The organism is Pedobacter psychrophilus, from assembly GCF_001652725.1.
Classification (GTDB): Bacteria; Bacteroidota; Bacteroidia; order Sphingobacteriales; family Sphingobacteriaceae; genus Pseudopedobacter; species Pseudopedobacter psychrophilus.
The window spans coordinates 109,436-132,476 of the sequence record NZ_LWHJ01000022.1 but is presented as its reverse complement, the minus strand read 5'-3'; the positions used below and the strand labels follow the sequence as shown (position 1 = coordinate 132,476).

Below are 23,041 nucleotides of genomic sequence, written 5' to 3'. Positions count from 1 at the left end.
TTGATTTTAAAACTTATTAAGTTTGTTTGTATTATAACTCGTAAAATTCAATAGGGAGTTTATCAGGGTCGGCAAGAAAAGTAAAACGCTTACCTGTAAATTCATCTACCCTTATCGGTTCTACATTAACGCCCTTTATCTTTAATAAGTTTACACTTTCATCCAAATTATCTACCCCAAAAGCAATATGTCTTAATCCGGCTGCTTCTGGTCTTGATGGACGATCTGGTACATCGGGAAACGAGAATAATTCGATTAGATAAACCCCATTTAAAGATAAATCCAATTTGTAAGATTGTCTTGCTTCTCTATAAACTTCTTGCTTAATTTCAAATCCTAAAACTTCTGTATAAAATTTTTTTGATTTATCATAATCACTACAAACTATGGCTATGTGATGGAGGCTTTTTATCATGATAAATATAATACTGCTTTGAAAGAGCTTAAATCAATTTAATTTTTTCTTTGAGACAAGCTTAAATTTTTAAGCTTTCTATTATTTAAACTAAAAAAGCCAGATAATAACCTGGCTTCACTTATTATAATTCTATTTCTTTTTTAATCTGGATATTATCTGAGGAACTTCCAATCATCACATTAACATTGCCGTCTCCTAAAACCCAATCCTTTTTACCCTCATCATAATATTTTAAATCCTCTTTTGAGATTTGTAGCTTTAAGGTTTTAGATTCCCCTGCTTTCAAAAACACTTTCTCAAATGCTTTAAGTTCTTCATTTGGCATTTTAACTATTCCGGGTTTTTTCACATATACTTGAACAACCTCTGCACCATCTACCTTACCAGTATTTTTTAGCTTAACTTTAATTTGCAGAGATTCCTTTTTTGCTTTAATTTTTGCATCGGAATAGTTAAAATTTGTATATGATAAACCATGTCCAAAAGCAAATTGAGGTTTAACATTAAAAGTTTCGTAATAGCGATAACCAACAAAAATATCATCCTTATAGTTTACAATTCCATTTGTTCCGTGAAACTCTCCTAATTTATGAGCGGGAACATCTTCTAAAACTTTAGGAAACGTCATGGGTAATTTCCCAGATGGGTTTACATCTCCAAAAATAATTTTCGCTAATGCATTACCGCCTTCCATGCCAGGGTACCATCCCTGGATAATTGCTGGAGTTTGATTTACCCATTTCGACATATCTATTGGGCCACCTCCAATTAATACAATAATAGTTTTTGGGTTTGCCGCCAAAACCGCTGCAATTAATTTATCTTGTTCAAAGGGCATTTTCATATCTGGCTTATCCACCCCTTCAGCATCAAAGGTGTTATCGCCCCATTTGCTATAATCATAACCATGTGTCCAACCACAATAAATGATGGCAACATCGGCACTTTTTGCTGCCTTAACCGCTTCGGCAATCAAATCATCATCAGCTTTTTGTTTTTTATCTATCTTATATCCTCTTGCATAGGTGATATTAGTAGTTGCACCTAATAGATTTTTTAATCCCTGTAAAGGAGTAATCTCATATTTTGCTTTTACCTGAGAAGAACCTCCGCCCATAGAATTTTCACGAGTTGCATTTTCACCTATAACAGCAATACTTTTGATGGATTTGCTTAAAGGCAATAAGTTCTGTTGATTCTTTAATAACACAATTCCCTCCTCTGCTACTTTTAAAGCAACTTGTTGATGTTGTTGAGAATTGTATACTCCTTTCGATCTTTCAGTACTATCCATCATATTTATGGCAAACATCACCCTTAAAATTCTTGCTACTTTATCATCAATAATAGATTCAGAAACTTTACCTTGTTTTACCATATTTAAGGCAGAATCAGCCATGAAAAATCTGTCGTATATGCTTTTGTTTAGGGCTTTTCCTGATGCATCTGATTGAGAAACGCTGTTGTTCATTAAGCGTAAATCTGTTCCCATTTCTAAATCTGTACCATTATATAAAGCCTCTTTTACATTATGTACCGCTCCCCAATCGCTTAATAAAACACCTTTAAAACCCCATTCTCCTTTTAGAATGGTATTAACTAGATATTCGTTATGGGTTGCAAACTGACCTCTAAATTTGTTATAGGAGCCCATTACAGAATAAATATTTCCTTCCTGAACAGCCGCTTTAAATGCAGGAAGGTAAATTTCTCTAAGCGCTCGTTCGCTCATTTTTACATCTACTGTATTTCTATCTGCTTCTTCATTATTGGCTGCAAAATGTTTTACGCTAGCAGAAACACCTTGTTTCTGTGCGCCTTGAATATAGCCAACTGCCATTTTTGATGTTAAAAATGGATCTTCACTTAAGTATTCAAAATTTCTCCCATTTAACGGCGATCTAATGATGTTTACCCCCGGTCCTAAAATCATATCTTTTCCACGGAAACGGGCTTCTTCGCCCAATACAACTCCGTATTCATATCCTAATTTTGGATTCCATGTTGATGCTAAATTTATTCCCGTAGGCAAATAAGTCCCGGCATCATCCACACCTTTATCTAAAACCCAGTCTCTGCCATGTTCAGGTCTTACCCCATGAGGACCATCAGACATCACCAATTCTGGAATTCCCAATCTTGGAACTCCAGCAGATGTAAAGGAAGAATTGGCATGGATCATTCCAATTTTTTCTTCTAATGTCATCTGTTTAAGCAAAATCTTTATCTTATTTTCTGTTTTTTGATTCTCTTTTTGTTGAGAAAAAGTTGAAGTTGCAACTGCAATTAAAATAAGTGCAGTCAAAAAGGAAGATAGTTTCATAAGTTTTTAATCGAAAAATTTTATTTGTTTTTGTTTTTTAGAACTATAAATAGAGGTTCTAAATGCTTATTGTTTTCATCACTGCTATAATATCCATTTCCCAAAACAATATCTAACTTTCCATCTCCATCTAAATCTGCAACATCCATTGTTATTCCTTTTTCAAAAGGAGTGTTAAGTGGTAATTTAAAAGGAGAAAAAAGATAATTTCCGTTATTTTTTAAATAGTTAAAAGCTTCTTCTGGCTGTAAAGAGGATGGGAAAAAACTGATAGCTGCAATGTCTATATTTCCATCTTTATCAAAATCCCTTGCAATAGCTTTGTAACATCCGTTTATAGGATAAAAGTACTTTTGAGAAAAATTGTTCTTACCGTCATTAAGAAAAATATATACGCCGTGGTAAGGTTTTAGAATTGGTGTATAATCTGCATTATCACCACAAGTATAAATAATATCCGGATGACCATCTTTATTAAAATCTACCAAATCAAACCATGTTGAACCATAACTTGGAGGAAAACTTAACACTTGTTTTTCTTCAAATTTTCCTTTTCCTTTATTAGTAAACAAAAATACACCTTCGTTACCTTGCGCAAATAAAGCCCAAATATCTTTTAAGCCATCTTTATTATAATCAAAAGGTATTGTGTTTGAAACTCCAGGCACATTTTTGAGAACAATTTGATCATATGCATCATTGCCTTTATTAAGCATTAAAGATAGGCCTCCAATTACATTACCAAACTCAGATGCTAACAAATCCAGACGACCATCATTATCAAAATCTGCATGAGTTATTTTTATAGGACGAGCAAGTTTATCGAAAAGAATTTTCCCTTTAGATACTTCTCCCTTTTCATTTATTTTTAATAACCTGATATTCCCTTTTCGCTGGTTATTTCCTTCAAGGGTTTCACCTATATTACAAGCTAAAATTTGGTTGGCATTAAAGTCTAAATCGGTAATCAAACCTAATCCATTATTAGCTTTTAATAGGTTCAGATTTTTATCAAAAATAAGTAGCTTTTGTGCAGATGCATCATGAACAATTACCCTATGTGGATTAACGGTGGTATCTATTTTAACAAAAGTTGTGGTAGATATTTTAACAAAAAAATCTTTACTCTCAGGCATTTCTACTTCAAAAAAAGGAAGGACTTTAACTTTTGAAATATCCTTATCTTGATTAGGTAAAAATTCTGGAGCTGCATTATAATAATAATCTGATATTTTTTGCCATTGCAAAGAATCTAATGTGGGTTCAGACGGAAAATAAGAGGCATCAACATCTTTAATTTTATGATAGGCTATACCTTTAAAAGAATTAATGCCAAAAAATGGACCCATGGTAGGCATTGCACCTTCTATCCAAATTTGTTTTGATAACAATGAGGGATTAGGTAATTTATGGCAAGATTGACAATATTGAGCTGCCAAAACTTCACCTTCTTTAATGTTAGTAGTTAATTGATCTTTTGGTTTTTTATTACTAAAGACGAAATAGAAAATTAAGCAAATATTAGCTATTGCTAGAATAGCTACGATCAATAAATTCTTACTTTTTTTTTCTTTTAACACTTCTTAAATCTTTATAAATAAAAAATAACCGGATGTAAACAATACATCCGGTTTTAATCAAATTAACTTAAAAATTAAGTTATTTGAGATTTAATTTATTCACATCAATTATCACAATTACATTACGAGCTAAAGGATTTAAAACATATTTTGAAGGATTTGAAATCGAGATACAAGCTGCAACTTGTTTTCCTGCAAAAGTTTTTAATGTTGCTTTATCAATAACCATATTAAAGCTAGCATTAGTTTGACCAGCAGCCAAAGTAATATTTGCTGGTATAGTGAATGCTGTTGATGGCAATAAGAGATAAGGTTTTCCGGCAGCTATTAACTGATTAATAGTATCCGGTCTTAAAGTTATATCAACCGAAAATGGTTCTGTACTCTGTTCGCCTGATTTGGATACACCTAAAAACACGTTAACTTTATTGTTTGCGTCATCATCTTTAAAATTTACTGCATTACCATAATTTAAAGTTCCTGGTACTGCATGATCGTTATTGCTGGTTCCGTCTGAAAAAGCTTGAGGAATTGAAATAGTCTCTATTCCAACATTTATTTCACTTAAATCTTTTTCACAGGCTGCAAATGCTATTCCTGCGAAAAGAAATAATAAAATGTTTACTCTATTAAATAGTATTTTCATAATTATAATTCTATAAATTAATATCCAGGATTTTGTATCAATGTACCTTGTGAGTTTACTATTTCTGTCCTTGTAAATGGATAAAGATAATTAGTGGGTGCATTAAATTTTCTGGTTGCCACATTTACTTTCTCATAAGACCAAACTCTAGGAGTGGTTGTTACCTTAGTTGCTATTACACCTACAATTGGCTGATTTAGAACTGTACCTGCATCTTTCCATCTTAATAAATCCCAATAACGATGTCCTTCAAAAGCAAGCTCAATTCGTCTTTCCTGTTTTACTGCAATTTGAAATCCGGTTTTTGAAGTCGTAGCTATTAAATTAACAGGGGGCATTACTACAGTCGGGCGATTTCTCACTTCATTTATTGCTTGCCTAGCCGTTTTTGCATAACCATTATTATTATCGGGACCATAAGCCTCGTTCATGGCTTCTGCATAATTCAATAAAACTTCACCATATCTAAAAACTACCCAATTATGTTGGGCTGTACCATTTTGTACCAAGTTTAAATTATCATTTAAAAATTTCTTCAAATAATAACCAGTTTTACTAGCATTAGGTTTGTTCATATCATCAATTGATCCTGCAGATTGATCTATAACTCTGCTGTTCCAAGTACTTCCGTTATAAACAATAGTTGCATCTAACCTTGGGTCACGATTGGCATAAGGGTTATTAGCTACAGGTGTGCCTTTATATTCATAAGCCGACACTAAATTATCTGTAGGGGAAATACTTCCTTGCCCACCCGGTGTTGCAATAGGATAATTTTGCCTTTCTAAAGTGTTGTTTGCTGGTTTTCTGATAGCAAAAATAGTTTCGTTACTTGTTAGCGTTGTTGATCCTAAAAAATATGGACCATAAGATGTATTTAATGAAAGGTTTAAACCAGTAGTTGTCATTAAATCATTACAAGCAGCGGCCGCTCTTTGCCATTTGGCCACCTCATTTGTAGGATTATTTAAAGGACTAGCCGCATATAATAACACCCTTGCTTTTAAAGCTAACGCTGACCCAAGAGAAAATCTACCGTCAGATGCTACAAAAGCGGAAGTTTTCCAGTTTACTTGCAAACCTGATTTATAATCATCTATTTGTTTAACAATAAATTCTACAACCTCATTATAACTTGATTTTGGTATTTGAATTTTTCCAGAATTATCTAAGGTTTGGGTAACAATTGGAACGCCGCCATATCTTTTAATTAATTCTGCATAATAAAAGGCAATTGCAATATGCGCCTCTGCTTGAAACCAAGCTACATTTTGTTGATCCTGAGCAATTGCTACTGCATCTGCAACAGGATCTCTACCTTGTAAAATAAGCCTGCCTGCATTTTGAGAATAATCCAGGTAGCTGTATGCAGCTCTAATCCCTTCATAATAGGCTCTATAAATAGACCCATCAGGATTAATAGCATCACTAATTAAACTTTGGTTAAAATAAAGTGCATTGTATGATGGAAGATTATTTTGTGCTTCATCACTTACTGTAGCAAACAAATTGTTATCAATTGCTGTAAAACCTTCTCTTAATGGAGTATAAAATGACCATGCCGATGTGAAAAGGGTGTTTCTATCTGTTGCAATTGTTTCAGGAGTTGGTAGCGTATTTAATTTGGTATCTAGAAAATCTTTATCGCATGACACGAATAATAAAGAAATGCTAGCCGCTATAGTCACAATTAAATTATTTTTCATATTCTTCATTGTATTTCGTGATTAAAAAGTTGCAATTAAACCTGCAGTGTAGGATTTAACAGTTGGATAACCGCTATTAAATTCAGGATCAAGATTATAATCATCCATAATTTTGCTCCATGTTACTGGGTTAATTGCGTTGACAAAAAGTCTTAGTTTTTGAAGTCTAAGTTTAGAGTTAACTAGCTTATTAAAATTATATCCTAACTCCATATTTCTAATGCGAAGAAAGTCTCCATCTTTTATCCAAAAAGAACTAGATGTACCATAATTATTAGCATTTGCATTGGTAGTTAAACGAGGATAGGTAGCAGTAGCTCTGGTATCAATACCTTGTGCTGGATAATATGCCCATGCTCCTTGCGCTATTGCAAAAGCGTTTCCGTTATCAACAAAAGCTATATTTTGTGCTTGTAAAAAACTACTCCCAATTAAATTAATTGAGTTACCAGTCACTCCTTGAAATAATACAGACAGATCAAAGCCTTTAAAATCTACGGTGCCACCAAAAGAATAATTAGTAGTTGGTAAATAAGATTTTCCAATATCTGTTACATCAAGCCCATCTATCTTTCCATTACCATCTAAATCTTTGTATTTTAAGTCACCTGGTTGTATGGCGCCAAAAAGTGGTGTTGGTAATCCTGCTTTTAATGTACCATCAGAATTAAAATCTTCTAATTGATAAAATCCATCAGAAACCAATCCTATTTGCGTACCAAAAGGTCTTCCGGTTCTTGCATTGTAAGCAAAAGCGGGTGGTATTTCAGATTGAAAATCTATCTTATTTTTATTTAATGATACCATACCGAAAATTTGATAGCCTACCCGGCTAGCTTTTCCGCTATAGGTAGTTGACACCTCTAAACCTTTATTTGTCATTTTACCTATATTATCAAAGTAGGTATAGTTACCAAAACTAGAAGGGAAAGAGTTATCTTGAGTTAATATACCGCTACGTTTATCAACATAGGCATCCAAAGTAATTGATAAAGATTTAAACAAGGTTATATCTGTACCTACATTATACTTTAAACTTTCCTCGGGACCTATGTTAGGATTAGCCAAGAATAAAGGCGTTAAGTTGCCATTACCTGCTGCAGTACCATTACCTGTATAAAATGTACCGCTACTGCCATAGAATTGTTGATACAAATATCTACCGCCAGAAGCATAACTACCTGGCCCACCTGATAAGTCTGTTGCAGATTTACCAGCCGATGCTCTCAACTTAAAATTGTTTACAATGACATTATCCTTTAAAAAATCTTCATTTGAGATGATCCAGGCACCAGAAATTGTTGGATAAAAATGGAATCTATTTCCTTCCGCATAAGCATCAGAACCAAAATAAGAGAAGCCAAATTCTGCAACATAACGATCGTTAAATCCATAATTTACTCTACCACTTATATTTTGATAATTTACTCTATAACCAAACAAACCATCTCCAGCATACATATATTGATGATAATTAAGTGCAGAATTTAAACTGCTTTTTCCAAAATCAGCATCATAGCCAAGAGTTGTTGTGAATTGACGCAGATCAAACTGACCAGAAGCTCCTAAAACTGATGCTTGAATAGGAGTGTTTTGAGCGGTTGTTGTGGTTGAACCACCAAAATATCTGGCATAACTCCTTGTTTTATTATAAGTACCTAAATCATAACTGTTAAAAGACAAGGTCTCTTTTAAATAAAGTCCTTTTGTTAAAAAATCTAATTTTTCTTTTAATGCAAAGTTACCTTGCAAAAAACGTGTACGACTTGATTTCCAACCCAAACCTTTAATGGAGGCTATTGGATTGTTAGGGAACAAAGCAGTACCAGAAAAGTTAGTGTTATTTACATTATCATAAGGTGAATAGATATTTGAAGGATAATTATATAAGTCTGAAAATAATGTTGATGTAGAATAATTTGGCGACTTTCTATCTTCTAACCTTCCATTTAAATCAACACTTGCTTCAAAGATACTCCCAAGGTTAAAATCTAAATTAGCTCTTAAATTATAACGTCCAAATTTCTCATTAGAGGTAGTATCTGTATTCGCGACATTTAACAATCCTTGACTATTTGCATAATCAAAAACAACATTATACTTCGCAGTATTATCACCACCAGAAAAAATTAAATTAGCATCAGAATATGGAGCATTACTGGTTAAAGTTTCACCAAACCAATCCACATTTGTTCCAGTACCGTCTTGATAAGATTGGAGCTGTGCCGCAGAATAAGTTGGGGTCCAAACCCTTCCATTATCATTGCTTTTAGCCTGATTGTATAAATTAGCAAAATCAAAAGAATTTAAAGGTTTGTTAATGCCAATTGGGCTTTGTAAACCTGATCTTGCTTGAAATGTGATGGTAGATTTACCTATTTTACCACGTTTGGTAGTTATCCAAATTACTCCATTTGCACCTTTCATTCCGAAAGTAGCTAATGCTGCAGCATCTTTAAGTACAGAAACACTTTCAATTTCTGAAGCAGATATGTAATTGAAATAATCTTGACTCACTTCAAAACCATCAACAAATATGGTAGCTACATTATACCCATTTCCATTTGTAAATCCGTAAGAACCAATCCCTCTAACGTTCAAATCTGCTTTTTCAAATCCTGGTTCCCCAGAATTTAGCTTCACATTTAAACCGGGTAATAATCCAAATAATGAATTAGTTATGGTAGGTGAAGGCGTATGATTTAATACATCTCCTCCTACAGTTGATATTGCTGCTGTTGATTTGTTTTTATCGGTATTAAAAAAGCGACCAGGTATTTTATTTATATGTAAAGTATCCGGATTTATCTGTTTTCCAATATAAACACTGTCCTTCTCCTGCGCTTTTAGCTGTATACTAGTTATAGCCAAAGCACTACAGATAATGATTGCTTTAATATTATATAATTTATGCATTTATTTAATCTTTATAAGTGAATGATCAGGCTTAATATCCTGGATTTTGAATAACAGCATTTTTATTAATTTCTCCTTGAGGGAATGGCTCTAAACGCATTCTATCATTCCAAAAAGCAGTATATACTTTTGCCATATAATAGTTTAATAAAGAGCCTTGAAGATTTTTATTTCCCGCTAAAGAAGTTTGAAACTGGAATTCAGAAATATCTCCACCTACAATACCATTCCCAATATTTGGAAGCATCCAATGTCTTACATCAAAATAACGTTTGTTCTCATCATAAAATTCAACAGCCCATTCACGTTGTATCAATGCTTTTAATTTTATTTTATCAGTTTCAATTATACTAGGCAGACCTGCTCTATTATGTACTATGTTTAAATTAACTAATGCTAAAGCGGGTTGGTCAGTCTCATTATATGCTTCTGCAAGGTTAAGGTATAGTTCTGGAACTCTAAATAAAGGCAAATGCAACCATATCCTATTGCCTGCCTTATAATAAAATTTAGTTTGGACAGCACATCCATATCCATAACTGTAAATAGGACGATTAGTGGTTATACCTGCAATAGCTGCAGTTCCATAATTTCCCATATTCTGTCCCCAACTTGTAGGGCCCCATTTCGCATCATTAGGATTATTTAAAGCTTGTACGCCAGGACCGGCAAAATCTGCTCTGAAACGAGGTTCCATTTGAGCAAATCTAGTAAAGTAATCAGACGCTGGTCTTGTAGGATCTCCTACTTTTGGCCAATTTTGCTCTGTACCATCTGCTTTTTGATAATTAGGCAAAAAGTTGCCCAAAAGCCCGTGAGCAAAGTTATTAAAAGGATTATTTGTCCAATAACCTGACTCGTTTCTATATCTTGCTGCTTCCGTTTCTTCAATTTGAGAAGCTAAAATAACTTCGTTATTCCCAGGAACAGAGGTTGCTGTAGCGTAATCATCAAAAGCTTTTGTATTTGGAACACCTGTGGTGCCTCCAGTATTAATTATTGCGTATCCTGCAGATGTAGCTTCTGTTAGCGCTGCTTGTGTAGCAGTGATAGCATCTTGCCAACGTTGCGCACTAGGGCTGCCATAGCTTATTAATTTATTATTTGCACCTAAGCTTAAATATGGTGATGTTGAATTAAACAATGGACGAGCCGCAAACATTAACGTTTGCGCCTTAATTGACAATACCGCACTTTTTGTTAAGCGACCTTTTTGACTGGGATCCCAGTTTGATGGCAAAGTAGCTAAAGCTTCATCACAAAGTTTTACTATAAATTTTACTGTTTCATCAACACTTGCTCTAGGAGCAGTTAAATCATCTGAAGGATCGAAAGTTTTTTCTACAATAGGAATACCTCCAAAACCTTTTAAACCATATAAATATTGATAAGCAATAAGGCCTTTACATTCGCCTTTAACACGAGATTTAAGGTCTGCATCCATATCGGGCACTTTATCAATATTTTCGTAAACCGTCCATAAAGTCCTTACGTTATTAAAGATACTACCGTAATTTAAAACTGATCTGTTAGCGGTAACACCTCCATCTGCGATATCAGATGATGGATGCCAAAGTCTACCTTTGCCTCTTTCCCCTGAAACAACGCCTAAAGTGCCATACACAAGATTGTAGGTTGCATATTTATTTTCATCTGAACTTCCGTAGCCTAAGGTTCTACGGTATCCATTAAAAAGTGCAGCTTCTGCATTTAACCGAGTTGAAAAAACTTTAGTTAAATCTATATTTCCTGTAGTGTCTGGTACTTGCAAAAAATCTTTTTGACAAGCATAAAACAGTAATAATGATAAGCTGAAAGCTAAAAGATATATTGTCTTTTTCATATTAATAATTATTTAAAATTGAACGTTTAATCCGAAATTATAAACCCTTGTTAGAGGGAAGAAATAACCTTGATTATTATTTCTACCCGAATTTGTATAGTCTGAAGTTTCGGGATCAAGACCAAAAACTTCTAAGTCGTTTTGAAAAGTAAATAAGTTATTACCATTTGCATAAACCCTTAAAGAACTTATATTAAGAGCTTTCATGAATTTTAAATCACGTAGGGAATAACCAATCTCGATGTTTTTGAGTTTTACAAAATCAGAAGACTTAAGCCAAAAGTCACTTTTTACAAAGTTTGAATTAGCCGTTGTTGTATTAAGCTCCATTCTAGGGTAAGTAATTTTCTCCCCATTTGCAACTCGTTCTGGTGTCCATTCTCCATCAACCTGCCACTGATAAACATTTCCATTTGCTTTAAAGAATGTACCTACCATATTTTGCGGAACATAAAAAGATCCTCTTGCAGTGCCGTTAAATAAAACACTCAAATCAAAGCCTTTATATCCAAAATTAACACGAGAGTTAAATGCATATTGTGGTAAATTAGAATAACCAATACGGCTAACATCCTGATCATCAATAACATTATCTCCATTTAAATCTTTATAACGGATATCACCTAAGGTATTTCTATTACTTGCATATGTATTATAAGGTCTATTTGCTAACTCTTCGGGTGTATTAAAAAATCCATCGCTAGTTAAACCAAAATACTGACCTATTGCTGCTCCTGTAGCATTTTGCCACTCGTTAGCAAATGGTGCTTCTGACCTAAAAACTACCTTATTTTTTGTATAACTAATTGCTCCATTAATTCCGTAATTAACTTCTCCAATTTGATCTCTCCAACCTAAACTCAATTCATATCCTTTGTTTTGAGTTACACCTATATTTACCGGAGGGATGTTACCACTTGGTACTCCGAAAGTTGCGGGAATTATACCTAAATTACCTAGAATATTATCTCTGTCTTCCTTAAAAAAATCAAGTACCATAGAAAGCTTATCAGAAAAAAATCTTGCTTCCATGCCTATATCTGTCTTCTTAGAACGTTCCCATGTTACTAGCGGATTTCCTAATACGCCTTCTGTAGTTATGTTATATCTTGGTAAAAGATCTATACCGTTAGACGTTCCTAGATAATAGGTCCCTTGGTTAAGGTTATAAGTGTTAGGTAAGAAAAGATATCTTCTCACTGAATTAAATTGATCGTTACCTAGCTCTCCATAAGATCCTCTAAATTTTAAGAAAGTGATGTATTTATTTTTAGGAAAAAATGCTTCACTAGAAGGAACCCAACCTACCGAATAGGCAGGAAAAAACCCAAAGCGTCTGCCTTCAGCAAAATTTTCTGTTCCGTTGTAGCCTAAGTTAAGTTCGGCCTGATATCTTTCTTTATAGTTATAAGTTAAACGACCAACCAAACCCATAATACCTGATGGCGTGTTGTACTGCCCTTCTGGAAGCGTATACCTATTGGCCTTGCCTAAAACAAGCGCAGTAATAGCACTGCCTCCTATTTTCCTTTCATAATTAATACCTGCATCAAAATAAAGCTTATTATAAGTTTTAGAATAAGAAGTACCATTAAAATTTACCGGAGGAATAGTACCTCCAAAGAATTGCAGCTCATTAAGATTTGCTGGATTACGCCTTACCTTATAATTGGGAATAGTAGAACCTATGGTGATAAATTTACCAAATGAATCATCATAATTAGCAGTACCTCTTATTGATAATCCTTTTGTAAGATAATCTAACTTATGGTCTATTTTAACACTGGCAATTAATAAGGTTGTATTATATGTTCCTTTATCACCATTTAAAAGAATAGATTCTGAAGTGGCTAAGGCGGTTTGCTTTATATCTAAAGGATTAGAAGGTGTAACTCCTCCAGCTGGTTTTGTACCCCTGTGACTAATTTTCCGTCTATAATACCAGGAACTAAAAAGACATTTCCTTCTTGCAAGTATTGCATCATTTGCTTATACCTTGTATTATCGTCAAATGGATTGACGCCAAAAGCAGGTCCTTCAATTGCGCCAAACTGACCTGCAACATTTATAGATATTGTGGTATTATTTAGCGGTTTGATATCAAAGTTAGATCTAAAGTTAGACCTATTGAAATTTGAGCCTGTATGTGACCCTTGTAACTGGTAGTTTTCTAAAATACTGCCTTGATTAAAATAACCAAGAGAAGTATAGTATTTAACTTTCTCATTACCTCCTCTAATATTTAAATTGTATTGTTGTTGAGTTCCTGTATTATCAAACTGATCTTTATAATAATCATGGCTTCCATAATATAAAGCAGGCGAGTTATTTAAACTTGCTTTTTGATCAGCCGTTAAGAAAGAAAATGATGCTACTTCCGCTGGTGTATAATCTCTGTTATTTTGAAATTTCCATAATTCATCGGCAGTAAATAATATTCCGTTATTATTAGGGTCGTTAAGATTTTTGTTATTAGCATTGATAGCTCTGTTTCTTGAAATTGCATAATCGTAAGAAGATGCAGATTCAGTTAAATCTGTAGCGTTTGTTGCTCCAAAATTTGTAGAAAAACTTATAACAGGTTTGCCAATTGTACCGCGTTTGGTGGTAACAATAATAACTCCATTTGCTGCCCTAATTCCGTAAACTGCTGTAGATGCTGCGTCCTTTAAAATACTTACACTTTCTATCTCGTTTGCATCTATTCCATTTAATTGCTCATATGGTCTTTCTGCTGGTTGTTCAATACCATCAATAACAATTAATGGATCAGAACTTCCTGAATAAGTAGATAAACCTCTAATATAGATTTTTGTACCATTACGTCCTGGTTCTCCACTTTTTTGCAAGCCGCTAACGCCAGGTGCATTACCAATTAACGCATTAGTAATATTACCTACCGGTGATGCCAAGATGTCTTTAGCATCAATAGTAGAAATAGCTCCTGTAACATTTACTTTTTTCTGGGTTGCAAATGCTGTAACAACAACTTCGTTTAAAGCGCTGGTGCTAGGCGAAAGTTTTATGGTTAAAACTCCACTTTTACTGTCCACAGCTATTGTATAGTTATTGTAACCTATAAAACTAAAATTAAGATTACCACCAGCATCTGGGACGTTTAGAGTAAAATTACCATTCAAATCTGTTACTGTACCAAAAGTTGTTCCTGCTAATTGTACACTTACACCTGGTATTGGTTGCCCAAGCTCATCCAAAACTTTCCCTTTAACAGGAAAATTTGCATTTGTAGCGCTAAGTTTTAATAAATTAAAATTTGAATTGACACCTGCTTTTGTATTTTCTACAAACAGGGTCATAAAGATTAAAGTTGCCAGCAATGTTAAACATGGCGAGCAAATTTTCTGCATGCTTCTTAAAGGAGCAAAAAACTTCATATTTTTTATAGTTAAAGTTTAAAAAAATTGGTTGTTCTTTTACAAGAGGTGTAAAAGGTTTTTATTTGGTTAATAAGTAAGTAAATTTCACGACATCAAAGACTCCTTTCTAGTTTAATTTTAATTGGTTTTGGTTTATAATAAAGCTTGTTATTATTAAGGCTAAATTAGATAATGTTGAGCCTGCAATAGGCTACATTTGTACATAAATTAAATCTCATTTGTACAATAATCTTTAATTTTTTTATAAAAAATTGTTGCGTATTCCACCGCCTAAAATGCTGCAGTAGGATCTTTTGTTACTTTAATGTTATCGTATATGATATAACTATCAACATTAGATTCCCATTCTACGCCTTGCCCACCTCTAAAAGTTTGGAACATTAGTGTTTTGATTAAACCTTTGTTTTTTCCACCGGTGTTATCACCCCAATTAATGGTGTTACTATTTAAGATTTCTAACCCATTCACCTTAACTAAGATGGAACCGTTAGCCTTAAAATCTGTATTACTTTTTACACGTATTTTTATGGTATACCAGGTGTCGTCAGTTAAACTTCCTGTTTGTGGGAAAAAGCAGAGCTTACTACATTAGTACCAAATTGGTCTGGCATTCCTTCATAATATAGGTATGGTTTAAAAATCACTTTCCCTGTTGATGTTTTGTTCCACATTATTCTGGCACTTCCTCCATTTCCATTGGTTGCATTTCCTCCTGCTATTACATCTCCAATACCAAAGCCTACACCTAATTTACCGCCTAAAGACCAATCAAAGCCCTTTGCAAATTTCAAATCAAAGGTTACTTCATAACTTGTACCATCCACAATGTCAAATTGAGGGTAAAAGCCTTGGTTAACATCGCCTGGCATTAATTTAACACGCAGAGCTTTATCAACTATTTCTGCTCTACTATCTTTCCAGGAAGAAACATTAGTTCCATAAAAATCATTACGAGCCATTGCAGAAGAGTAAATTCCATTAGGATAACTATCAAATGTTATCATTCCTGTTTCACCTGTTGGAGGTTTGACATCTGGAATATTTGTGACTGGGTAAACAGGAGCATCATCTTTTTTACAAGAAATCACAACGGTTAAACTTAAACCCAACATAAGGCAAAGCGAAAGTTTTGTTTTATTGAAATATTGACTCATTTTTAATTATGGTTTTTGAACAATGCTCTTTATTCGATAGACGAAACAGAAACATCACTTATAAAAGGTTATGCTAAAGTAGGGTGGTTTGAGATTTTAAATAGATAACATTTGTTACTATAATAGCATACATTTGTTCAAAACCTCTTTATATGGTGTTAAAAGGCTAATAAATGATGTTGTAAAGACTTTTTTTTGTGTCTTTAATACAAAAAGCAATACTGATGAAATGTTTACAATTGGGAAATAATTCTATTCTATTTTCTTAAGCGTTAGATGATCTAAATAAATGTAACCAGTATTATCAGTCTTCCAATCATTTCCACTGCCTCCTCTAAAAGTATCATTAGAGAGTTTATTGATAAATCTTTTAGCATTATTAGCTGTCCATCTGATGGGTTGATCAAGAACTATATTTCCATCGATAGAAACTTTTATCATGCCATCTTTTTGATTGGCATTATTGCTCTTAACATATATTTTTATATTGTACCATTTACCTTTTTCTATGCTTCCTTCTTTTGGATAAAAAGCATTTGAAACCATATTATCCCCACAATTCTCTGGCATATCAAAATAATACATGTATGGTTTAAACTTAGTGGTTCCATCGCTGGTATACCACATTAATCTAGCACTCCCACCGTTGCCATCGTTCGCTTTATCGCATCCGGTATTTCCATCTCCCACTCTTAAACCAAAACCAACTTTCCCGCCTTTTCCAAAATCAAAATCTTTATCAAATTTAACATCATAAGTAAGTTCGTAAACAGTGCCTTCTTCAATTAAAGTTTTAGCCACTAAGCCACCATAACCTGATAGTAAGTTTGGTAAAAGAGTAACTCTAAACGTACCATCTATTATATCTGTACGACTTGGAGCCCAGTCTATTATTGATCCGAAATCTTTTACTGCATTTGAATAAGAATATGGTCCCGGCTTAGATTTATCCCAATTTAAATCAATATTTGATTTCAGAGAATTTGCTTTTTGACTTACTGATTGAGCAAATAATGATTTATTGCTTACACAAAGAAATAAAGAGACAGAATATAAACTCCATCTTAATATGGTTTGATTAATAGATTTCATTAGATTTTATTGTTATTCTTCCTCGTCGTCGTTTTTTGCAAAACCTGTAGGTGTATATCCAAACTCTTCTTTAAAGCATTTTCTGAAATAAGTTACATTTTGAAAACCTACCATATAAGATACTTCATTGATATACATTTTATGCTGTTTTAAAAGTTGGGCAGCTCTCTTTAACCTGATGTGCCTAATGAACTCTACAGGACTTTTACTAGTAAGCATTTTTAGTTTACGATATAGATTTCCTCTACTCATCCCAATGTGTTGGCTCAAATCTTCTACACTTAAAGATTCTTCGGCAATATTATCTTCAATATATTTCATCACATTTTCTAAAAATTTATCATCAAATGTGGATATACTAGTGTTTGTTGGTTGTAAGGTGATCTCTTTCTGATATCTCAATTTCATTTTCTGACGATTTTCTATAAGGTTCCAAACCTTTACATCTAGTAAATCGAAATTAAATGGTTTTGTAACGTAATCATCTGCACCATTCTCTAAACCTTGGAGCTTAAAAATTAGCGGGCTTCTTGCGGTAAGCAATATTACAGGAATATGGCTGGTGATGATATTTGATTTTAATTTGCTACATAATTCTATCCCATCCATTAAGGGCATCATCACATCACTAATGATGATATCGGGCATACTGTTTAATGCTTCTTGAAGACCTGCTGAACCATCAAAACTTTTAAGTACAGTAAAATTCTCCTCAAAACTTTCAGCTAAGAAATTGATAACATCGGGATTATCCTCTACCAATAACATCGTAAATTTTTCATTATCATTTGCCTGCTGAATCTGATCCTTTCTTTCCCTAAAATTATTTTGTTGTTTTAAACTATATGATTTATAATTATTGATATCCTCGGAAATGAGATATTCTTTGTCCAGCTCTTTATCTGCTAAATATTCTTTACCCAAAGGTATTTTTATAATAAATTTAGTGTAACCTCTATTTTCATGAGTAGCTTCATGACTATCTACAGTTATTGACCCATGGTGCAAATCGATTAATTCTTTTGCAAAAGCAAGCCCCACTCCCGTACCTTTAATATTACTGTGGGTAACATCCAATGGCTTAAATGGCTGAAAAATATCCGGCAACCTATCTTTCGCAATACCTACACCATTATCAGATACCGTTATAATAGCCTGTTGGCTTTCTGTGTTCTCTTCTATCGAAACATCAATTTTGCCATAATCTGGTGTGTATTTAATAGCGTTTGAAATTATATTATAAAGAATTTTTTCTAACGTATCTCTATCAAACCATAATTCTAATTTTTCTTGTTCTGAGGAAAAGGTGAGTTCTAAGTTTTTTACTTTGGCCAGATTATTAAATACGATAACAATTTCTTTTGTAAACCTTACTAAATTACCTTTTGCAGCTTTCAGGTCAACTCCATTGTTGTCTAGTTTTCTTAAATCAAGAAGCTGGTCTATCAAATTAAGTAGTCTTTGCCCGCTTTTATTCATCAATGCTAAATAATTAGCAGTTTTAGTATTTCCCTCATGCATGGCTAAAAGTTTTTGCAGGGGTGCCATGATCATGGTTATTGGAGTTTTAATCTCATGAGATATATTGATGAAAAAACTTAATTTCTTTTGTGAAAGTTCTTGTTCTTTATGATACAAGTCTGTCTCATATTTAATGGTATTTTTAAGTCTTTCTGTATATTTTGTATAGTAATTAAATAAATAAAGCAAACATAAAACCACTAAAAAATATAGAAAATATGCCCAAGTTGTTTTCCACCACGGAGGAAGTACAATAATTTTAAGTTGTCGAGGATTATCATTCCAAATCCCACTGTTGTTAGAGGCTTTTACAAGAAATGTGTAAGTCCCCGGTTCCAAACCTGTATAAGTTACCTCTTTTTGATTTTTTACATAATGCCAGGTATCCTTATTTAACCCTTCTAATTTATAAGCGTAATTATTTCTTTCAGGGAAAATATAATTTAATGCTGCAAATTTTATAGTAAAGTAACTTTCATCATAATTTAGTGTTATTTCTTTAGCGTAATCTATAGGTTTTTGAATCAAGCTGTCAGCATCTTTATCCTTGTTTAGAATTGTAAAATCGGTAAAAATGATGTTTGGAATTTCTTTATTATAACCAATTTTATTTGGTAAAAAACTGTTTAATCCATTTATCCCTCCAAAAAACATTTCACCATCTTTGTTTTTAAATGATGAACCTCTAATAAATTGATTACTTTGAAGTCCATCTAAAACCGTATAATTAGTAACATCAATATCCCTAACCGCTAAAGGAAATTTATCAAATTTAATCACAATCTTAAATATTCCCTTATTACTGCTTACCCATAGCGCACCTTTACTATCTTCTTCTATTGCATGAATATTATTATTACCTAATCCGTTTTGTGAATTAATTACATAAAACTTATTGTTTTTTTCATCTAAATAATTTAATCCACCACCGTTTGTACCTACCCATAATCTGTTTTTAGAATCTGTAAATAAACACGATATGGAATTATTACTTAAACTGTATTTATTGTTCTTTTCAAAAGCGTAAGAATTAATTTTTCCTGTCTGAAGATTTATTTTACTTAGCCCAGAAAGAAGGTATCCTGTCCATAAATATTGTTTTTCTATTAATAGGCAAGAAATGTTATTGGAAATTAATTTACCATTCGCAATGGTGTAGGATTTTATTATTTTATTATTTTTAATGAGATGAAGTCCATTATAATTTGTACCTACCCATAAACCATAAGGAGAATTTAGAAAGCTATAATCGTGGTTAAATTCTACGTTAATACCTTTTTGTATATCCTTAAATTCTGTAAATTTTTTGCTTGGAATATCTAATATTAAAATCCCAGCAGAACTACCTAACCAAAGCTGATTTTTATTAGCATTATCAAAGGCTACATCTTTAATAAAATTATACAGAACATTATCTGTGTTGTATTTATAAACATCAACCTTACCAGTAGCTTTATTCCAATAATTAAGGCCTCCGCCATCCGTAGCTATCCAGAATTTGTTACCCTCATCACCTAAAATGGCATTTACTTCTTTATTTGATAGTGGATTTACATCGCCCTGCCTAATCCCTTTGTAAGAAAATATCTTTGAGAAATTATAGATTAAATTGATACCTCCTGCATAAGTACCCAACCAAATATTTTGGGATTTATCTTTAAATAAGCATTTTACAGAGGGGTGGCTTAAGGAGTTTTCTGAACTTAAGTTGGGAGCATAGCCATAATTTATGATCTCGCCAGATGTGAGGTTTAATATACTGAGCCCCATTTTTGTAGCCATCCATATGTGTTCACTATCTTTAAATAGAATGTCCCTTACTGTATTACTAAGTATACCTTTAGCTTTATTATAATTAAAGATTTGATTTGTTTGTGTTTTATAAACAAATGCACCATCGTTTTCTGTGGCAAACCAAAAATCTTTATTTTCTGATTGTTTGATAGACTGAATCCAAGAATTACTCAAGCTTTCTTGAAGCAGCTTTGGCCCATCTGATGTTTGATGTTTTAGGTAATTATAAATTTTAAAACCTTTTGCAAGGCCTACCCATAAAAGTCCTTTATCATCTTCGTAAATGCTTTGAACTCTTTTATTGATATTAGAGATATTTAACTCTACATCTATTAGTTTATTGGTTTTTTTATCTAAATATTTTAGTCCTTGCTGTGTACCTACCCAAAGTCTCCCTGTTTTATCCTGTGCTATACAATAAACAAAATATCTTTCATCAATCGCATTTTTTATAAGGCTAAAAGTTTCGTTTTTTGGATTATAAAGATTTAATCCGTCATCTGTACCTATCCAAAGTTTTCCCTCTTTATCGATAAAAACAACATTAATTCTATTATGACTTATAGAAGTACTGTCTCTTTCGTTATGACTGTAGACCGTAAAATCGTAACCGTTAAATTTATTTAAACCTCCTAAAGTACCTACCCAAATAATTCCTTTTTTATCTTGTGCAATGGAATTAACAGTATTTTGGGATAATCCATTATCAATAGAAATATGTTTAAATTCTAAATTTTGTGCAAAAGAATTTTGAATCAGAAATAATAGAAGAATAAAAGACTTTATGGATCTTATCATTTGAGAAAATTTGGTCACTTATAATTAGGTGCACCAAAATAAGAAAATTAATAAGGCTTAAACATTTATTTAAGCCTTATTAAAAAGAAATTATCTTAAACTAATTTTTTGCGATATTTTTCCTTTATCACTAGATAAAGTAATTACATAAACACCGGGTTGAAGTTTTGAAGGAATATCGATATAATTTTTACCTTTTTCTAAACTTACATCAACTGTTGCAACTTGCTGTCCGGATATAGAAATTACGTTAATTTTACCATTAACAATTGCTGGGGTGTTTATAACCGCTGTTAAACCACTGTTATCTGTTGATGAACTTACTGACAATGTTAGGTTTTCTGCAAAACCAAAATTTACAGCTACAGTTTCTGATGGAGTTGTTTTACCATCAAAATCTACCTGATTTAAGTGATAATAATTGGTACCAAACTCTGGGGTTTTATCGGTAAAAGAATAATTGATTTTACCATTAGAATTTCCATTACCGGTAACTTTACCGATGCTAGAAAAATCTTTTCCATTACCAGAACGTAAAACATCAAAGTACGAGTTATTTTGCTCGCTTAAAGTAGCCCAGTTTAAGATAACATTATCTCCGGATTTTTTTCCGTTAAAACCGGTTAGGTTTACAGGTAAAGTTCCTGTACCAATGGCAGTACTACCAGTTGGAACAAAAGTTACACTTTTGAATAATGTATTTGCTGGGGCTTCTTTTATTACTAATGCTGTACTTGCAAGTAATGCTTGGTTAGCCGTTGCGGTTGCTCCAGTACCGTAAGTTGTTATAGTAGAGCCAGGTGTATATGCATCTTGAAACGTTAGTAATTTAGAAGTTTCAGTCCCTGTGCCGTCATTTCCCCATGTTGTAACATAAACATCAACTACTGCTTTAGTACCGGTTGATAATGTAGAGTTATACGTTGCCGTTATACTTTTAATATTAGTAAAATTGCCATCTGTAAATCCCGCAGATCCTGATGGTCCATAAAAAATTAATGCAGCACCAGCACTGTTTAGCCAATATCTTCTTATTGAATTACTTGCTCCGTCCACAACATAAATTAGTGTTCTTGTTCCAACTGAAACAAAAGCAACCTGATTAGCTGTTATAGATGATGTAAATGGTCCAGTAACATCAAATGATGTAGAAGTTGTAGGTAAAGGTGTGGCAAAAGGAAAGGATGTGCCTCCGAAACCGTTTGCTACATATAGTCTATTTGCACCAAGAACTCCAGAGGAATAGGTTTTAGCTATAATTAAACTATTTGAGGCATTTTGCTGACCAACTGTATTTATACGAGTGCTGCTAGTACCACCCAATGTTGTATATTGAATTCCATTTTGAGAACCATTCGCCCAAATACCAGTTCCGTCAGTAACGGCAGATCTTGGAAATCCTAATCCTGTTGTGGGATCATTAGAAAGTGTGGTGGTGCTATTGTAACTTTCGTCTGCAGCAATTACACCTACTACCAATCCGTTTGCTGAAGTAGGAACTGCGCCTCCAACAGCTTGGTTATATCCAAAAATGGTTAAATATTTACCGTCTTGGGATAAGGTAGAAATTCCTTCATTCACATATTTACCATTCACATCTCTTCCTAGTCCTGTGAGTTTAAGATTGGTAAAGCTACCAGTTACAATATCTGTAGTTGGAATTGCTCTGCTTTTAACTAAAACACCAGCAGGTGTATATTCGTCTATAAAAACTGGTACAGTAACATCGTTAGCTAAAGCTGCTGTTCCATTTCCGTAACGATACACTGCCAAATTACCAGGAGTAAATTGTGCAGATGCATAAAATGCTCCTAAAGCAAAAATTAATGTTGTGAGTAATTTTCTTTTCATG

13 protein-coding genes and 1 pseudogene are annotated in these 23,041 nt (G+C 33.1%); all 14 read right to left on the bottom strand.

The window, feature by feature from the left end; all coding sequences use genetic code 11:
- Window positions 1-31: 31 nt before the first annotated feature.
- Window positions 32-415, bottom strand: a complete 384-nt coding sequence (gene gloA2 / locus A5893_RS05445; RefSeq protein WP_068821548.1) for an SMU1112c/YaeR family gloxylase I-like metalloprotein — start codon at window positions 413-415, stop codon at window positions 32-34.
- Between the two features lie 124 nt (window positions 416-539).
- Window positions 540-2,741: a glycoside hydrolase family 3 C-terminal domain-containing protein gene (locus A5893_RS05440; RefSeq protein ID WP_082911344.1), complete on the bottom strand. Its 2,202-nt coding sequence runs from the start codon at window positions 2,739-2,741 to the stop codon at window positions 540-542.
- Window positions 2,742-2,761: 20 nt separating this feature from the next.
- Window positions 2,762-4,321 carry an FG-GAP repeat domain-containing protein gene (locus A5893_RS05435; RefSeq protein ID WP_068821547.1) on the bottom strand — a complete coding sequence of 520 codons (1,560 nt, stop codon included), beginning with the start codon at window positions 4,319-4,321 and terminating at the stop codon, window positions 2,762-2,764.
- A 79-nt stretch (window positions 4,322-4,400) separates the two neighbouring features.
- Window positions 4,401-4,967, bottom strand: a complete 567-nt coding sequence (locus tag A5893_RS05430) for a DUF1735 domain-containing protein (protein WP_068821546.1) — start codon at window positions 4,965-4,967, stop codon at window positions 4,401-4,403.
- Between the two features lie 17 nt (window positions 4,968-4,984).
- A complete protein-coding gene (locus A5893_RS05425; protein WP_232456806.1) occupies window positions 4,985-6,673 on the bottom strand; it encodes a RagB/SusD family nutrient uptake outer membrane protein in 1,689 nt (562 codons plus the stop codon).
- A 21-nt stretch (window positions 6,674-6,694) separates the two neighbouring features.
- Window positions 6,695-9,589: a SusC/RagA family TonB-linked outer membrane protein gene (locus tag A5893_RS05420; protein WP_082911343.1), complete on the bottom strand. Its 2,895-nt coding sequence runs from the start codon at window positions 9,587-9,589 to the stop codon at window positions 6,695-6,697.
- 31 nt (window positions 9,590-9,620) lie between these two features.
- Entirely contained in the window at window positions 9,621-11,432 is a 1,812-nt protein-coding gene (locus tag A5893_RS05415) for a RagB/SusD family nutrient uptake outer membrane protein (RefSeq protein WP_068821544.1), read from the bottom strand.
- A 12-nt stretch (window positions 11,433-11,444) separates the two neighbouring features.
- Window positions 11,445-13,268 (bottom strand): SusC/RagA family TonB-linked outer membrane protein, encoded by a 1,824-nt coding sequence (locus A5893_RS18160; protein WP_262497029.1) that lies wholly within the window; start codon window positions 13,266-13,268, stop codon window positions 11,445-11,447.
- A gap of 35 nt (window positions 13,269-13,303) precedes the next feature.
- The gene (locus A5893_RS18155) at window positions 13,304-14,827 is read right to left on the bottom strand and encodes a SusC/RagA family TonB-linked outer membrane protein (RefSeq protein ID WP_068821542.1); all 1,524 of its coding nucleotides are present in this window, start codon (window positions 14,825-14,827) and stop codon (window positions 13,304-13,306) included.
- Window positions 14,828-15,100: 273 nt separating this feature from the next.
- Window positions 15,101-15,367, bottom strand: a pseudogene (locus A5893_RS05400) (polysaccharide lyase); the annotation flags it as partial.
- Between the two features lie 11 nt (window positions 15,368-15,378).
- A complete protein-coding gene (locus A5893_RS05395) occupies window positions 15,379-15,984 on the bottom strand; it encodes a polysaccharide lyase (RefSeq protein WP_157687474.1) in 606 nt (201 codons plus the stop codon).
- 252 nt (window positions 15,985-16,236) lie between these two features.
- Window positions 16,237-17,076, bottom strand: coding sequence for a polysaccharide lyase (locus tag A5893_RS05390; protein WP_068821539.1), 840 nt, complete (start codon window positions 17,074-17,076; stop codon window positions 16,237-16,239).
- Window positions 17,077-17,088: 12 nt separating this feature from the next.
- Window positions 17,089-21,189 (bottom strand): hybrid sensor histidine kinase/response regulator transcription factor, encoded by a 4,101-nt coding sequence (locus A5893_RS05385; RefSeq protein WP_068821538.1) that lies wholly within the window; start codon window positions 21,187-21,189, stop codon window positions 17,089-17,091.
- A 90-nt stretch (window positions 21,190-21,279) separates the two neighbouring features.
- Entirely contained in the window at window positions 21,280-23,040 is a 1,761-nt protein-coding gene (locus A5893_RS05380) for a T9SS type A sorting domain-containing protein (protein WP_068821537.1), read from the bottom strand.
- Between the last annotated feature and the right edge of the window lies 1 nt (window position 23,041).

Excerpts from the sequence above, each read along its gene's own strand:
- gloA2 (WP_068821548.1), bottom strand. The coding sequence starts at position 415 with ATGATAAAAAGCCTCCATCACATAGCCATAGTTTGTAGTGATTATGAT.
- A5893_RS05440 (WP_082911344.1), bottom strand. The coding sequence starts at position 2,741 with ATGAAACTATCTTCCTTTTTGACTGCACTTATTTTAATTGCAGTTGCA.
- A5893_RS05430 (WP_068821546.1), bottom strand. The coding sequence starts at position 4,967 with ATGAAAATACTATTTAATAGAGTAAACATTTTATTATTTCTTTTCGCA.
- A5893_RS05425 (WP_232456806.1), bottom strand. The coding sequence starts at position 6,673 with ATGAAAAATAATTTAATTGTGACTATAGCGGCTAGCATTTCTTTATTA.
- A5893_RS05420 (WP_082911343.1), bottom strand. The coding sequence starts at position 9,589 with ATGCATAAATTATATAATATTAAAGCAATCATTATCTGTAGTGCTTTG.
- A5893_RS05415 (WP_068821544.1), bottom strand. The coding sequence starts at position 11,432 with ATGAAAAAGACAATATATCTTTTAGCTTTCAGCTTATCATTATTACTG.
- A5893_RS18155 (WP_068821542.1), bottom strand. The coding sequence starts at position 14,827 with ATGAAGTTTTTTGCTCCTTTAAGAAGCATGCAGAAAATTTGCTCGCCA.
- A5893_RS05395 (WP_157687474.1), bottom strand. The coding sequence starts at position 15,984 with ATGAGTCAATATTTCAATAAAACAAAACTTTCGCTTTGCCTTATGTTG.
- A5893_RS05390 (WP_068821539.1), bottom strand. The coding sequence starts at position 17,076 with ATGAAATCTATTAATCAAACCATATTAAGATGGAGTTTATATTCTGTC.
- A5893_RS05385 (WP_068821538.1), bottom strand. The coding sequence starts at position 21,189 with ATGATAAGATCCATAAAGTCTTTTATTCTTCTATTATTTCTGATTCAA.
- A5893_RS05380 (WP_068821537.1), bottom strand. The coding sequence starts at position 23,040 with ATGAAAAGAAAATTACTCACAACATTAATTTTTGCTTTAGGAGCATTT.